Source organism: Streptomyces sp. NPDC005963, from assembly GCF_040638655.1.
GTDB lineage: Bacteria > Actinomycetota > Actinomycetes > Streptomycetales > Streptomycetaceae > Streptomyces.
In genome coordinates, this window is sequence record NZ_JBEXVD010000036.1 from 1 (window position 1) to 14,156 (window position 14,156).

Below are 14,156 nucleotides of genomic sequence, written 5' to 3' on the forward strand. Positions count from 1 at the left end.
CCGAAGGGCTCCAACATCCTGCCGACGCGTGTGGGCGCGTACGGCAACACCGTCTCCCCACGGGCCGCGCCCTCCCGTAGGAAGGCGTCCTGACGGTCCCACTGCTCGGCGCGGGTCTCCATCGCGCGTCCGAGGTCCATGAGCGGCAGGGCGAGACCGGCGACGGTCACCGCACAGACCAGCGCGGCCCCCGCCAGCGCGACCCTGTGGACACGGTCACCACGCACCTCGGCAGCCTCGGTGGTACGGGCCCGGAGCCATCGGCCCAGCAGGGCGCCCGCGCCCACCAACACCAGGACGTACACCAGGAGGTAGTCGTTCCAGGTGCGTTCGGTCGTCACCACGCGCGCACCGAAGACGGGGTAGGTGATGACCGTGCACAGATAGCCGGAGACCAGGAAGGCCGCGGCGCCCAGGGCGATCAGCACCGGTGGGCGGGCGGGCAGCAGAACGGCCGCCTCGGGCCGCGCGCCGCGGCGGGCGACCAGTCCCAGCAGCACCCCTGCGGCGACCGCACCCACGTACTGCCAGGTGGTGAAGACCGTCCCGAGGATCTCCAGATAGCCCCGCAGCGCACCCCAGAGCGATTCGGGCGCGAGCATCGACACGCTCTCGGCGTCGTACCGGGTACGGCGATTGCGCGAACCGGGGGACGTCACCAGGATCAAGGTGCCGAGCGCGACCCCCGCCATCCCGGCCAGGGACCAGATCCGGGCGAAGCGCCGCACCGCAGGCACGAAGATCACCTGCGCGAAGAGGACCACCCCGCCGAGCACCACCAGGGCGACGACGGACGCCTCCTCGGAGAGGGTGCCCATGAAGGCACCGGCCCCGACGACCACCACGAGCGCCAGATTGCGTCCCCGCCGCCCGTGCGCCACCAACAGCGGGATCGCCGCCGCGAGCGCCAGCACCGGAGCGACGGTGTGGGAGACGGAAGCCGCGGGCCAGTAGAACGTCTTGTACGTGTTGGGGGTGGCGAAGAGGAACACGGCGGCCACCATCGCGGCGACCAACAGCGGTGTTCCACGGGGCACTTCCAGTCGGGCCCTGCGCAGCAGCCTGACCGTCAGCGCCCAGAGCAGCACCAGCATCAGCACCCCGCTGACCAGGCCGAACCACTGGTGGCCCGCCACCGGGAACTTGGCGTACAGACCCACGAGCAGACCGTTGCCGACCCGGCCGTTGTCGGTGAAGTAGAACTTGTCCACCAGACCGGTGATGCCGTGGTCGCGCACGTGCGGCAAGAAGCACCACTCGTCGGCGCTGGGGCGCACATGGCGGCCGTACCAGGAGGCGAGGGCCAGCAGTCCCAGCGGCAGCATCGCGAGCACGATGGCCGCATTGCCCCGCCAGTCGAGGCGCTTGGGCTGGGGGGCATCGTCGTTGGTCCGCTGGTGGGGTTCGTTCGAGCGGGAGACGTCGAGGGACATGGGTGTGCTATCGCCTCTCGCCCAACCGCGGCGCCATGGGGCGCATGGTTCCACCACCCCGCAACACCATCGGCACGGAGAGCGGCAGTTCCGTCTCGTTCGTCTCCCGCACCACGTAGTGGGGTCGGTGCTTGGACTCGTGGTAGATCCGGCCCACGTACTCGCCGATGACGCCGAGCGTCGCGATCTGTACGCCGCTCATGCCGACGATGACCGTGATCAGCGTTGCGTAACCGGGAGTGTCCACGCCGTCCACGACGACATTGGCAACGATCCACAGGGCGTAGGCGAGTGCGGAGAGGAAGAGCCACAGCCCGCCGTGAATCGCCATGCGCAAAGGACGGCTGTTGAAGGACAGCAGTCCATCGATTCCGTAGTTCAGCAGTCTGCGCCCGCCCCATTTGGATTGGCCGGCCGCACGCTGAACGTTCTGATACGTAAAGCTGACGGTGTCAAACCCGATCCAGGAGAACAACCCTTTGGAGAACCTATTGCTCTCCGGGAGGGAGAGCAGCGCATTGACGGCACGCCGGGACAGCAAGCGGAAGTCGCCCGCGCCGTCGATGATTTCCACATCCATGAATCGTCGGACCAGCCGGTAGTAGGCCTGGCTGAGCGCGGTGCGCAACGCCCCTTCGCCGGTGCGGTCGCGCTGCGCCACGACCTGGTCGTAGCCGTGCCGATGGAGTTCCAGCATCTGCGGGATGAGCTGCGGCGGATGCTGGAGATCGGCGTCCAGGATGACGACCGCGTCCCCTTGCGACATCCTCAACCCCGCCAACATGGCGGATTCCTTACCGAAGTTGCGGCTGAAGGAAGTGAAACGGGTACGGGGGTCGGCGGCGGCAAGGCCCTTCAGGATGACGAGGGTTTCATCCGCGCTGCCGTCGTCCACGTAGCAGATCTCGAAATCCGCTTCGGTCGGCTCAAGGGCGCTCACCAACTCGGCGTGGAACGCCCCGATCACCTCGCTCTCGTTGAAGCACGGAACAACAAGTGAAATCTGTGGCATCGCTGCTTTCCTCGATCGTCTTGCCGCTGCCTGACCTGCCGTACATTCACCGCCCCGGCGTTATATGGGTCCATAGTGCGCAGGTCCAAGGGCGTGAACCGAGAAGGCAGCGCTGCCTTGGCGTGGCCAGTCCGATGGTCAGCCGGTCTGGCCCTTCTTGTTCACCACTGCCGCGGCAGTGCGCGTCTCTGAGTGCAAGACGGTTCCTGCCGGAATCCGTTGCCTCGGAGTGTTCGAATCGGGTGCCGTTTCGATCACATGGTCTTCGCCGGCGACGATCCGTGTCCCCGCATAACCGAAATCACGCTGGTCGAGCAGGACCTGCGGCAGCTCGGTGGCCGTGGTGTCCTTCAGCCCGACCGCGATGACCATCCGGTCTTCCGTGCCGCTGCGGACCTCCGCGGCATCGATCCCGGGGATGGTCGCCAGCGCACGGTAGAGGCGGGCCTGACCGCTGGGGGGCAGCGGATGGGTCTTGAGCAGTTCGCCGACGGCGCGCAGACCGTGTTGGGCCTTGGTCTCGTCCTCGGGCGGGGTGCTCGTCCTGCGGCCCATCACCGTGGGGTCGCCGTCCGTGGGGAACAGCGCCCGCACGGCGGCCAACGCCTCGGCGGGGTCTTCGGGCAGGGCGTCGACGGCACGGTAGAGGTCGCGCGGGCTGTACACGGGTGCGCCCTTGGCCTTGGTGCCCTCGGGTGCCGTGTACCGGGTCCAGGCGGCCGGCCCGGTCCCCGGGCGCCAGACGCGTTCGATCCGCACCCCCTTCGCGCTCGTCCCCTGCGTCACGTCCGACTGGAGGAGTTCGGTGTAGGTGTAGACCCACTGGTCGTCGCGCGGTTCGGGTGGGGTCGGTCGCGCCTCAAGGGCCGCGGCGGCGCGCAGCAGCAGGGCCGAGGACTCGGCGGCCGTCCCCGCGGACGCGGCCGTTCGGGACCCGTCGCTGCGGTTGGGTCCGAGGTCGGCGCTGACCACGGCGGTCGCCGTGAGGGCGACGGTGATGGAGAGGGCGGCCCCGACGGTGGCGAACCGCCAGTCGGTGCGCAGCGCGCGGAAGCGGGCTCCCCTGCCGCCACCGGACGCGGTGGCACGGTTGAGGCGCTGTCGACCGCGGGCGAGGGTCATGGGGTCGACCGGGGGCCGGTCGGCGCGCAGTTCACGGACCTGGGTCAACTCGTCCACGGCGAATCAGCTCCTGACGACGGGGTGAGGGCGGGCTCCACCGGCTGCCTGGCGGCCGTGCCGGTGGCGGGGTAAGCGGGCTGGTGAAGCGCGTCGGTGGGCTCGGAGTCCCGGGACACCGGGCCGGGCCGCCCGTCCCGATCGGGCTCGTCTGCGGTGAAGGCGGGATCGGCGATCAGTGCCGCCCGCACCTTGCGTCGGGCACGGTTGAGCCGCGAACGCACGGTGCCCAGTGGAATGCGCAGCGCCTCCGCGACCTCCTGGTAGTTGAGATCGGCCCAGGCGACCAGCAGCAGCACATGCCGATCACCCGGTGATAGGGCCGCGAGTGCTCCCGCGAGCGGGGCCTGTGCGGCGATCCGGTCGTCGGAACGCTCGCTCCAGGACTCGGCCAGGGGGTCGTCACCGGTCTTGGCCAGCGCGCGCAGGGCGCGTTCCTCGCTGCGGCGGTGCCCACCGATGAGCTTGGCGGCGATCCCGTACAGCCAGGGTCTGGCACTGGGTCGGGTGGTGTCGTAGCGACCGCGGCGGCGGAAGGCGATGAGGAAGGTCTCCGCCATGATGTCCTCGGCCGCGTCCTCCCCGAGGCGCCGGGCGGCGTAGCGGTGGATGTCGGGTGCGTGGCGGTCGTAGAGCAGCGCGAACAGCTCGGGGTGCTCCAGCGATTGGGCGACGACCTCGGCGTCATCACGGACGACCGGTGGTCCGGTCACGGCGACTCCAGAAGGTAGGCGGCAGGGGCTGTCATCCCCTTGTTGGCCGCACCGGAGGAAAAGGTTCACGCGGCTCGGGGCCCGGTTCCCGCGTCCCACCGTCGCCCCGTGCGTCAGATGCGGAACGCAACCGGCCGTTCGGGTGCGAACGTTCTTGCTTCGAGTCCACTCCAAGGCGTTGGCTTGCTGCCCATGGAGTACACGCAACTAGGACGCACAGGACTCAAGGTCAGCCGGCTCGTCCTCGGGACGATGAACTTCGGACCCCACACCACCGAAGCGGCCAGCCACGCCATCATGGACGCGGCGCTCGACGCGGGCGTCAACTACTTCGACACCGCCAACACCTACGGCGGCGACCCCCGCGGTCGCACCGAGGAGATCATCGGCAACTGGTTCGCCCAGGGCGGCGACCGCCGGGACAAGGTCGTCCTCGCCACCAAGGTGTACGGGAACATGTACCCCGGCCGCGAGGACTGGCCCAACCACACCAAGCTCTCCGCGCTCAACATCCGACGCTCCGTGGACGCCAGCCTCCAGCGGCTGCGCACGGACCACATCGACATCTACCAGTTCCACCACATCGACCGGGCCACACCCGTCGAGGAGATCTGGCAGGCCGTCGACACCCTCGTCCAACAGGGCAAGATCCTCTACGCGGGCTCATCCAACTTCCCCGGTTGGAAGATCGCCCAGACCAATGAGCGGGCCCGCCAGAAGGGCTCGTACGGGCTGGTCAGCGAGCAGTGCCTGTACAACCTCTTCGAGCGACGGGCCGAGATGGAGATCATTCCCGCCGCCATCGAGTACGGACTCGGCGTCATCCCCTGGTCACCGCTGCACGGCGGACTGCTCGGCGGAGTGATCCGCAAGGAGGTCGACGGCGGGCGGCGCGCGAGCGGACTGACGGGGGACCGCCTCGGCGCCCCGGGCGCACGCGAACAGATCCAGGCGTACGAGGACCTGCTCGCCAAGGTGGGGCTCGACCCGGCCGAGGTGGCGCTCGCCTGGCTGCTGGCCCAGCCCGGGATCACCGGTCCCATCGTCGGACCGCGGACCGCGGAGCAGCTCGAAGGCGCCCTGCGCGCAGTGGAGCTGAAACTGGACGCGGAGCTGCTGGCCTCGCTGGACGGGATCTTCCCGGGGCCGGGAGCCACCCCGGAGGCCTTCGCCTGGTAGGCGGGGCCAGCGGGGTAGAGGAGCGGGCGAGGGTCACATACCGGCCACGGATGCCACGGCGATGATCGCGAACATCAGGACGAGCACACCCGCCATGATCTGGTTTCTGGTCTTCGTCTTCACCCCTTGAGGTTAACCGGACCGCTCCTCGTTGCCGCCCCCAGGGGCCAGGTTCCGACCGTCTCGTACCGCGGCTGCTCTCCGGGCACCCCGCTGACCGGGAGGTTGCTCCGCACCAGCGCGAGCCGGTCCACCTGCCAGGGGGTGCCCTCGAAGTCGCCCAGACCGTCGGTGTACGCCCGCAGCTCCGTCCCGGTGCGGCTGCGGGCGATCGTCAGGTGCGGGGTGTAGCGGCGGTGGTGATCCATGGCGATTCCGGCCCTCCGGGCTGCGGCGTCCGCCCGCTCGGCGAGCAGCCGGAGCTCGTCGAGACCTCCCGCGGCGCCCGCCCACAGCGCCCGATCGCCGAAGTGGCCGGCGCCGTGGATGCGCAGCGGAAAGGGGGAGCTGCGGCGGGCGGCACGCGCGAGGCGGGCCCGGAGGTCGGGCAGGGTCTCGTCGTCGACCTCACCCATGAACGCGAGGGTGAAGTGCCAGCCCGCCCGATCGGTCCAGCGCAGCTGTTCGGCGCCGGGCAGGGCCCCGAGCCGGTCGACGGCCGCGCCGAGTTCGACGACGGACCGGGCGGGCGGGAGCACGGCGGCGAACAGCCTCATGCGGCCAAGTCTGGCGTATGCGACCGGGGACCTGGTCGGGATCTCCGAACTGCGGCGGAAGCGCCACCATTGCTGAGATCTGAGCGTGATACCGCGTGATGTGCCAGGTCGTAGCCGTGTCGATCATTTTCCCGCGCAGCGGCCTATACGGACGATCACGGCAGTGCTGTCCTAGCTGTGTACCTGACAACTAGCTCACAGGGAGAACCCATGTCTCGTCGTCACTCCGCGCGCCTCGGAACCCTCCTCGCCGCTACCGGCCTGCTGCTGTGGGGAATGCCGACCGCCTCCGCACAGGAGTCCACCGCGTCCTCGCAGCTCGAATACGTCTACTACAACGGCGACATCGTCGGCTCCGTAACCTGGAATCAGGACCCCGCCGGTTCCACTCCGGGCGACTCCATGATGGTGTGCGACCTGAAGAGTGACGGCTGGGCCATCGAGGCCGATCTGTTCCGGACCGGAGTCGTGGAACGTACCGTCAACACCCGTGGTCACAACGCCATTTACTGTTCCCCCTGGGCGAGCGGAAACCTCCAGGAAAACCTTGGCTGGGTCATTCACGTCAATATGGTGAATGGCAGCAACACCCGCCATATCCACACCATGTATGTGAACTCATGACCCACTGACGCTTCGGCGCAACTCGCCACCGGCTGATGCCGGGAGTTCCATCCCCCCGCACGGGGACGGGAGCGCACCAGCCGGGCCGAGCAGCGCCCCGCCAGGTTCTGACCGAGCAGTGGTGGCGCGCTTCCCCGGCCCCTTGCCTGGTGGGGCACCCGCTGGACGAACCTGCCGGCGTCCCATGGTCGAGCCAGATCAGGCAGCCGTCGTGACGGGCTTTCTGACATCCTCGGACCGCTCGGGGGCCTTCGGCACGAAGTCCAGGTGCTTGTGCCCCCGGCGCAGGTCCACCTTGAGCCGTAGACCTCCCGCCCGGGCCAGCATCAGTCCGACCAGCAACGCACCCGCCAGGGACAGGACACCTCCCGCGGCGAAACCGATCCGCGGTCCGTACACGTCGGTGATCCAGCCGAAGACGGGCGCCCCGAGGGGCGTGCCGCCGACGAAGACCATCATGTACAGGCTCATCACCCGTCCGCGGACCGCCGGGTCGCTGGCCATCTGGACGGTGGAGTTGGCGGTGACGTTGACCGTGAGGCCGAACATCCCGATCAGCACCAGGAGCGCGGCAAAGATCCAGAAGTGCGGGGCGAAGGCCGCCACGACTTCGAGGATTCCGAAGATGACCGCAGCACCCACCAGGAGGCGCAGCCGGGACGTGCCACGCCGGGCCGCCAGCAGTGCGCCGACCAGGGAACCGACCGCCATGAGGGTGTTGAGCAAGCCGTAGGTGCTGGCACCCGAGTGATAGACGTCGTTGACGAACGCCGACAGCCAGATCGGGAAGTTGAAGCCGAAGGTGCCCACGAATCCGACCAGGACTATGGGCCATATCAACTCGGGGTGGGCGGAGACGTAGCGCAGCCCTTCCCTCAGCTGCCCCTTTCCGCGCGGGGTGCGGGTGCTCCGGTGCAGTTCGGCGGTCCGCATCAGGAGCAGTGCGGCGATCGGCGCGATGAAGGAGAGGCCGTTGAGGAGGAAGGCGTACCCGCTGCCGACCGCGGTGATCAGCACACCGGCGACCGCAGGGCCGACGAGCCGGGCGGACTGGAAGTTCGCGGAGTTCAAGCTGACGGCGTTGGCCAACTGGTCCGGTCCGACCATTTCGGCGACGAAGGTCTGTCGGGCCGGGTTGTCGATGACGGTGACCATCCCGAGGGCGAACGCGGTCACGTAGACGTGCCAGACCTGCACCTCACCGCTCAGGGTCAACGCGGCCAGCGCGAGGCCGGTCATGGCCATCGCGGCTTGGGTGGCGAGCAACAGGGGCCGCTTGGGCAGCCGGTCGGCGAGGACTCCGCCGTACAGGCCGAACAGCAGCATCGGAAGGAACTGGAGGGCGACGGTGATGCCGACCGCGGAGGCCGAGCCGGTCAGTGTCAGGACCAACCAGTCCTGGGCGATCCGCTGCATCCAGGTGCCCGTGTTGGACACCGCTTGGCCGGCGGCGAAGAGGCGGTAGTTCCGGTTCTTGAGCGAGCTGAACATCGTGGTAGGTGGGATTCCTTCCGACGCCGCGAGGGCGGGGGAGGAAGGCGCGGGTGCGGAGTCTGCTCCGGGTCCCGTACGCAAAAGTGGTCGCCTCCTCGGGTGGTGCGGTTACAGGTGCGCGAGCTTCTCCAGTACGGGCGCTGCCGCACGGAGCTTGGCCCATTCGTCTTCGTCGAGCCCCTGGGCGAGCTCGGCCAGCCAGGCGTTCCGCTTGCGACGGCTCTCTTCGAGCATCGCTTCGGCCTCCTCGGTCTGGCTGACGACCTTCTGTCGACGGTCGTCGGGATGTGGCTCCAGCTGGACCAGCCCCTTGGCCTCCAGCAGCGCCACGATGCGGGTCATCGACGGCGGCTGGACGTGCTCCTTGCGCGCCAGCTCCCCGGGGGTGGCCGAGCCGCACCGGGCGAGGGTGCCGAGCACCGACATCTCGGTGGGGCTCAGCGATTCGTCGACGCGCTGGTGCTTCAGCCGTCGCCCGAGCCGCATCACGGCCGAGCGGAGGGCGTTCACAGCGGCGACGTCGGCATCACTGCCATGGGACAGATCAGACATGTTCGTTAGCATAACTCATTACTCTGCCTAAATACCAGTCGCCGAACCACCCCGTCCGCCCCCACCCGCGCACCACCCCTCCCACCAGCGCTGACCAGCAGGACTCACCCAAACGAGTGACACGAATGCGAAAAGCGACACATCCGGCACGCTCGGGGAGCAACCCTGACCGCATGGGATCGACGGTGCTCAGCCTGCGGATAGACGGTGAGCTGCACGACCGACTGAGGCGTCGGGCGGCCAAACGCGGAATGAGCGTCCAGGACTATGTACTCCGGACGCTCATCCGCGACGACTTCGACGAACGCTTCGAGGCGTCCGTCGACGAGACGGAGAAGTTCTACGGGGTGAACTGACGATCGAGCGGACGCGGGGGCGCCCAGAGGGTCACCCTCCCCGGCAGCCCTGCGACGCCGATCCCGCTCGACCTGCGAAGCCCACGCGGGTCGAGCCATGGGGAACACGGTCGTACCCCGGAGGCCCGACAAGCACCCGACGGACACCCGACGCGGGGCAACATGAGACCAGCGGTACGAAGCCGTGGGGCGTGATCGGGCCGGTGTCCCCGGAGCCGCCAAGTCCCCTTGTTGGCCTACATATACGCCCCGTAACATACCCCTCGGCGCTGCTACCGACAGGTTGAGGGGCTCACCGTGGCGGATATTGCAGGAATTGCTTTAAAGCAGATCCTCGGCAGCTTGGAACAGCACGGTTACCGCCATATCGAGCACGTTCCCGACTCCTTCGACTACATCTCCGCGCTTTCTGCGATCGGTCCGCTCATGACGCAGTACCAGGGCGATCTCATCCGCGAAGTACAGCCCAATCCCGCCGTACCGGACGACGCCAACTCCGCCGCGAGCACATCGGCCGCCACCCCGCACACGGAATTCTACGAGTTCCCGGATATCCCCCCTCGGTACGTTGCCCTGTGGTGCATCCGCCCCGCATTACCCGACGGTGGTGCAACCACACTGGCCGACGGCTACCGCTTCCTCGCCGAATTCACGACTGACGAACGCTCCAGACTCTTCGACGAAATCCGCGACTGGCGCTCCAGGCCGACCCTGGCAGCGGAAGGCATCGCTCCCACGTCCTGCCGCACTCCTGCGCTGGTGAGGCACCACGGCAGGCTCGTGATGCGCTTCAGCACCCGCGACCTCCACCGGGACGGCGAACTGACCTCCGCCTACATCGACCGGGGGCAGGAGTTCTTCAACGCCCACCACATCGCCGTCCGACTGGAGCAACGCTCCCTTCTGATCTGGGACAACTGGCGGATGATCCACGCCAGGACCGCCTTCGACGACCGGCGTCGACATCTGCGCAGAATCCTCATCGGGGAAGCCGCATGACCTCTTCAGACCCCATTCCGGGCACGGCATTCGTCGCCCTGCCTGACCTTCCCGACAACCACCGGGCGTTCGAACTGCTCCGGGCCAACTTCTCCGACGTCCAGGTCGCCGGAGCCAGGGAGCGAGCCCTCGCCGAACTTTCGGCCCTCGGCCCCGAGGTGTCGGCGGCCATCGTCGGGGTGAAGGAGCGGATCACCGCCGACGTCCTCGACTCCCTGCCCGGTCTACGTGCCCTCGGTTCCGTGGGAACGGGCAGGGACCACCTGGACCTCGCCGCGCTACGGGACCGGGGCGTCCAGGTCGTCACCACGCCCGGGGTCAACGCGGTCTCGGTCGCGGAACACGCCATGATGATGGTCCTGGCGCTGGCCAAACAGGCGGTCGCAGGGCACGGCGCCGCACTCAGCGGGAAGGACCGGGCGGGAATGTCGGCACCCGCCGTCGAAATCCGCGGTCGCCGCGCGGGGGTGCTCGGGGCCGGGGCGACCGCTCGCGCACTGCTCCCCCTGCTGACCGCGTTCGGCACGGACCCGCAGGTGTGGACCCGCACTCCGGACAGGCATCCCGATCTGGTGACCCGGCCCCTGGAGCACGTGTTCCGACGCAGCGAGATCCTCAGCATCCACCTCCCGCTGACCCAGGAGACGCGGGGGCTCGTGGGCCGCGACCTCCTGGCCCTCCTCCCCGAGGGTGCGCTGGTCGTCAACACCGCGCGGAAGGAGATCTTCGACCTCGCGAACCTTGCGTCGGCGGTCCGGGACCGGCCCGACCTACGGTTCGCGGTGGACGACTTCGAGCTGGCGAGCGACGGCACGGCTACCGCCCTGGGAGAGCGTGCCCTGTTGAGCCCGCACATCGCCGGTGTCACCGTCGAATCGCTCGGAGCCATGCAGGAGAGCGCGGTCCGCGGGACGATCGCCGCGCTCCGGGGCTGAGCCTTCCCGTTCCACCGACGGCAATCGACGACGAAGGAACCCAGCCATGTCCTGGCTCGAACGCACCAATACGGTCCTGGGTGTGATCGGCTTCATCATCACCATCATCACCTTGATCAAGGTGCAGTCCGTACAGCGGGCGCAGTCGGAGGAACGGGCCCTGCTCCGCAGGTTGTACGGCACCGAGTCACTGGCAGGGCATTTGAGATCAGCCGCCGGTTTCCTCAGACAGGGAGAGCAGGACGCTCGGAACTTAGCCGAGGAATTAGTGAGAATGTGCGGCCAGATAGAAGGGATCAGCCGAGCCTTGGATTCGATGAACCGCATGCGCGGAAACGGCACCGGAGAGCAGCGGATGATTCGGCTCGTGGAACGCGGCTACTACACGCCGGCTTTCTACAGCCAGGTGGTTAACAACGCACAGAGCAACGCCGATTTCCTGATGTACCGCAACCTCCAGATCTCCAACGTCGACATGTTGCAGGCGATGGAGCGCGCGGCCAAGCGCGGCGTGAAGATCCGTATCCTCGCGATCTCGTCGGCGTCCAGTGACGGCGTCCTCGAACAGGCGTCGATGGTGCTGCCCTGGCCCCAGGTGCCGGCCGAGACCCTGCGGCGGCAACTGGTGGAGTCGGAGGAGAGGGTCAGGAACGTGGTGGCCGCGTGGCCGGCCCGGGCCCGTCGGAACTTCGAGTACCGCGGGTATGTGATCGCGCCCAATATGCACTTCGCCCGGCTGGACGGCCTGGTCTTGCAGGGCTTCGTCGGGACCCTCTCGCCCGCCCAGCCCGACCAGTTGGAAGACCGCGGCTATGTGGAGCTACCACGGGATCGAGAGCCGGGAGCGACCCTGTCGCGGCACTTCGACGAACTGTGGTCCCAGAGCGCCGCGTCCGTGGTGGTCGCCGGCTGAACGCCGAAGCGCCCTGCGGTCGACCGGATGGACGGATCAGCCCGGACCCGGCTGCCCGCGCGCACCGCGGGGCACGGGCTGCTCTGCGCTGACCCCGTGCCGCCCGCGCCCGGCGGCACGGATGACACGGGGTCCCAGCACCGTCAGGTGAGGCCCAACGCCGGCATCGCGTAGTAGAAGACGAAGACCGCCGAGACCGCGTACATCGCGATCGGCACCTCACGCCCGCGGCCCGCGGCCAGGCGCAGGACGCAGAAGGAGATGAAGCCGATGCCGATGCCGTTGGTGATCGAGTAGGTGAAGGGCATCATCACCATCGCCAGGAACGCGGGGACCGCGAGCGTGTAGTCGCTCCAGTCGATGTCCCTGATGGATCCGGCCAGGATGAGGAAGCCGACCGCCAGCAGGGCCGGGGTCGCCGCCTGGGAGGGGACCATCGTGGCGAGTGGGGTGAGGAAGAGGGCCACCGTGAACAGCGAGCCGGTGACGACCGATGCCAGGCCGGTCCTGGCGCCCTCGCCGACGCCCGCCGTGGACTCCACGAAGCATGTCGTCGCCGATGACGAGGTCGCGCCGCCGGAGGCGACGGCGATGCCGTCCACGAAGAGGACCTTGTTGATGCCCGGCAGGTTGCCGTCCTTGTCGATCAGCTTGGCCTCGTCGCCCACGCCCAGGATGGTGCCCATGGCGTCGAAGAAGCAGGACAGCAGCACGGTGAAGACGAACAGCACGCCCGTGAGGTAGCCGACCTTCTCGAAGCCGCCGAACAGGCTGACCTCGCCGACCAGGCCGAAGTCGGGGGTGTCCACCGGGCTGCCGGGCCACTTGGGGGTGGTCAGACCCCAGCTGGGGACGGTCGCCACGGCTTCGATGACCATGGCCACGACCGTCATCGCCACGATGGAGATCAGGATGGCGCCCGGAACCTTGCGGATGATCAGGGCGAGGGTGAGCAGGGTGCCGATGGCGAAGACCAGGATGGGCCAGCCGACGAGATGGCCGCCCTGGCCGAGTTGGAGCGGCACGGTGGTCTGGGCGACGTCGGGGATGCGGGAGACGAAGCCGGAGTCGACCAGGCCGATCAGCATGATGAAGAGGCCGATGCCGATCGCGATGCCCTTGCGCAGACTGCGTGGCACGGCGCTCATCACGCGTTCCCGCAGCCCTGTGGCGACCAGCAGCATCACCACGAATCCGGCGAGGACGACCATGCCCATCGCGTCCGGCCAGGACATCCGGGGTGCCAGCTGAAGGGCGACGACGGTGTTCACGCCGAGGCCCGCCGCGAGGGCGATGGGGACGTTGCCGATGACGCCCATCAGCAGGGTGGAGAAGGCCGCGGTGAGCACGGTCGCGGTGACGAGCTGGCCGCTGTCGAGCTGGTTCCCGTACATGTCCTTGGCGCTGCCGAGGATGATCGGGTTGAGGACGATGATGTACGCCATCGCAAAGAAGGTCGCGAATCCGCCACGGACTTCACGGCCGACGGTAGAGCCGCGCTCGGAGATCTTGAAGTAGCGATCCAGACCGCTGTGCGTGCCCTTCGGCTGATTCTCGGGGGCGGCGACGGGTGCCGAGGGGCTCATACGGTCCTCATCAGAGCTGTTCTTGTGGGTTCATACGAATGAATCCGGTCAATAGCAAACCGTTTCAGTATGAACATATAAAGAAGAGAAAGCCATCTCCGCGCGTAGACACCCCCGACTTCCGGACATCCGCGCCCGCGGTTGGTCTAGATCACCGCCGCCTACACTGTCCCCATGGCGAAGTGGACCCCCCGACACGAGGCACCCGAGCCCCTGGAGGGGCCCGTCGTCGCCACCATCACCGGCGGCACCGTCGTCTGGTTCGTCCTCTTCCTGGTGCAGATCCCCTTCTACAACTGGTTCGCCGACCGCGATCTGATGTGGTGGGTGTGGACCTGTCTGGCCGGCGCCGGACTGGGGCTGATCGGCATCTGGTACGTGCGCAAGCGGGACGCGGCCATCAAGCGCTCGGCAGCCGCGGAACGATCGGCGACACCCCCTGCACTCTGAGGGTGTTGCAGAGGC

At 68.2% G+C, this 14,156-nt stretch carries 14 protein-coding genes and 1 pseudogene; 7 read left to right on the forward strand and 8 right to left on the reverse strand.

Features of this window, described 5'->3' with window-relative positions; translation table 11 throughout:
* The 4 genes and pseudogenes from ABZ348_RS31565 to ABZ348_RS31580 form a co-directional block, all read right to left on the reverse strand.
* Positions 1-1,433, reverse strand: a 1,433-nt coding sequence (locus tag ABZ348_RS31565; RefSeq protein WP_358938902.1) for a DUF6056 family protein, incomplete at its 3' end; no start/stop codon positions are given.
* A gap of 7 nt (positions 1,434-1,440) precedes the next feature.
* Entirely contained in the window at positions 1,441-2,445 is a 1,005-nt protein-coding gene (locus ABZ348_RS31570) for a glycosyltransferase family 2 protein (RefSeq protein ID WP_358938904.1), read from the reverse strand.
* A gap of 138 nt (positions 2,446-2,583) precedes the next feature.
* Entirely contained in the window at positions 2,584-3,624 is a 1,041-nt protein-coding gene (locus tag ABZ348_RS31575) for a CU044_5270 family protein (RefSeq protein ID WP_358938906.1), read from the reverse strand.
* A gap of 152 nt (positions 3,625-3,776) precedes the next feature.
* Positions 3,777-4,337 (reverse strand): annotated as a pseudogene (locus ABZ348_RS31580) (RNA polymerase sigma factor); the annotation flags it as partial.
* Positions 4,338-4,529: 192 nt separating this feature from the next.
* Here ABZ348_RS31580 and ABZ348_RS31585 point away from each other — a divergent pair.
* Positions 4,530-5,516, forward strand: coding sequence for an aldo/keto reductase (locus ABZ348_RS31585; protein WP_358938908.1), 987 nt, complete (start codon positions 4,530-4,532; stop codon positions 5,514-5,516).
* Between the two features lie 119 nt (positions 5,517-5,635).
* On the opposite strand, the gene thpR is transcribed toward ABZ348_RS31585, so the two are convergent.
* A complete protein-coding gene (thpR, locus tag ABZ348_RS31590) occupies positions 5,636-6,232 on the reverse strand; it encodes an RNA 2',3'-cyclic phosphodiesterase (protein WP_358938910.1) in 597 nt (198 codons plus the stop codon).
* A 210-nt stretch (positions 6,233-6,442) separates the two neighbouring features.
* Between thpR and ABZ348_RS31595 the strand changes: the two genes are divergently transcribed.
* Positions 6,443-6,856 carry a hypothetical protein gene (locus tag ABZ348_RS31595; protein WP_358938912.1) on the forward strand — a complete coding sequence of 138 codons (414 nt, stop codon included), beginning with the start codon at positions 6,443-6,445 and terminating at the stop codon, positions 6,854-6,856.
* Between the two features lie 198 nt (positions 6,857-7,054).
* On the opposite strand, the gene ABZ348_RS31600 is transcribed toward ABZ348_RS31595, so the two are convergent.
* Positions 7,055-8,431 (reverse strand): MFS transporter, encoded by a 1,377-nt coding sequence (locus ABZ348_RS31600; protein WP_358938914.1) that lies wholly within the window; start codon positions 8,429-8,431, stop codon positions 7,055-7,057.
* Positions 8,432-8,458: 27 nt separating this feature from the next.
* Positions 8,459-8,902, reverse strand: coding sequence for a MarR family transcriptional regulator (locus ABZ348_RS31605; protein WP_358938916.1), 444 nt, complete (start codon positions 8,900-8,902; stop codon positions 8,459-8,461).
* Positions 8,903-9,027: 125 nt separating this feature from the next.
* On the opposite strand from ABZ348_RS31605, the gene ABZ348_RS31610 reads away from it, so the two are divergent.
* From ABZ348_RS31610 to ABZ348_RS31625, 4 genes are all read left to right on the forward strand, one after another.
* The gene (locus tag ABZ348_RS31610) at positions 9,028-9,258 is read left to right on the forward strand and encodes a toxin-antitoxin system HicB family antitoxin (RefSeq protein WP_358938918.1); all 231 of its coding nucleotides are present in this window, start codon (positions 9,028-9,030) and stop codon (positions 9,256-9,258) included.
* Positions 9,259-9,555: 297 nt separating this feature from the next.
* On the forward strand, positions 9,556-10,257 hold the full coding sequence (locus tag ABZ348_RS31615) for a TauD/TfdA family dioxygenase (protein WP_358938920.1): 702 nt from the start codon (positions 9,556-9,558) through the stop codon (positions 10,255-10,257).
* The gene (locus ABZ348_RS31620) at positions 10,254-11,192 is read left to right on the forward strand and encodes an NAD(P)-dependent oxidoreductase (RefSeq protein WP_358938922.1); all 939 of its coding nucleotides are present in this window, start codon (positions 10,254-10,256) and stop codon (positions 11,190-11,192) included. The genes ABZ348_RS31615 and ABZ348_RS31620 overlap by 4 nt, the downstream gene beginning before the upstream one ends.
* Positions 11,193-11,238: 46 nt before the next feature.
* On the forward strand, positions 11,239-12,105 hold the full coding sequence (locus tag ABZ348_RS31625; RefSeq protein ID WP_358938924.1) for a hypothetical protein: 867 nt from the start codon (positions 11,239-11,241) through the stop codon (positions 12,103-12,105).
* Positions 12,106-12,248: 143 nt separating this feature from the next.
* Here the strand turns inward: ABZ348_RS31625 and ABZ348_RS31630 are convergent, their stop codons facing one another.
* Complete coding sequence (locus ABZ348_RS31630) at positions 12,249-13,691, reverse strand: NCS2 family permease (RefSeq protein WP_358938926.1); 1,443 nt, start codon at positions 13,689-13,691, stop codon at positions 12,249-12,251.
* A 174-nt stretch (positions 13,692-13,865) separates the two neighbouring features.
* On the opposite strand from ABZ348_RS31630, the gene ABZ348_RS31635 reads away from it, so the two are divergent.
* A complete protein-coding gene (locus tag ABZ348_RS31635; RefSeq protein WP_358938928.1) occupies positions 13,866-14,141 on the forward strand; it encodes a DUF2530 domain-containing protein in 276 nt (91 codons plus the stop codon).
* The last annotated feature ends 15 nt before the right edge of the window (positions 14,142-14,156 follow it).

Excerpts from the sequence above, each read along its gene's own strand:
- ABZ348_RS31570 (WP_358938904.1), bottom strand. The coding sequence starts at position 2,445 with ATGCCACAGATTTCACTTGTTGTTCCGTGCTTCAACGAGAGCGAGGTG.
- ABZ348_RS31585 (WP_358938908.1), top strand. The coding sequence starts at position 4,530 with ATGGAGTACACGCAACTAGGACGCACAGGACTCAAGGTCAGCCGGCTC.
- thpR (WP_358938910.1), bottom strand. The coding sequence starts at position 6,232 with ATGAGGCTGTTCGCCGCCGTGCTCCCGCCCGCCCGGTCCGTCGTCGAA.
- ABZ348_RS31595 (WP_358938912.1), top strand. The coding sequence starts at position 6,443 with ATGTCTCGTCGTCACTCCGCGCGCCTCGGAACCCTCCTCGCCGCTACC.
- ABZ348_RS31605 (WP_358938916.1), bottom strand. The coding sequence starts at position 8,902 with ATGTCTGATCTGTCCCATGGCAGTGATGCCGACGTCGCCGCTGTGAAC.
- ABZ348_RS31610 (WP_358938918.1), top strand. The coding sequence starts at position 9,028 with ATGCGAAAAGCGACACATCCGGCACGCTCGGGGAGCAACCCTGACCGC.
- ABZ348_RS31620 (WP_358938922.1), top strand. The coding sequence starts at position 10,254 with ATGACCTCTTCAGACCCCATTCCGGGCACGGCATTCGTCGCCCTGCCT.
- ABZ348_RS31625 (WP_358938924.1), top strand. The coding sequence starts at position 11,239 with ATGTCCTGGCTCGAACGCACCAATACGGTCCTGGGTGTGATCGGCTTC.
- ABZ348_RS31630 (WP_358938926.1), bottom strand. The coding sequence starts at position 13,691 with ATGAGCCCCTCGGCACCCGTCGCCGCCCCCGAGAATCAGCCGAAGGGC.
- ABZ348_RS31635 (WP_358938928.1), top strand. The coding sequence starts at position 13,866 with ATGGCGAAGTGGACCCCCCGACACGAGGCACCCGAGCCCCTGGAGGGG.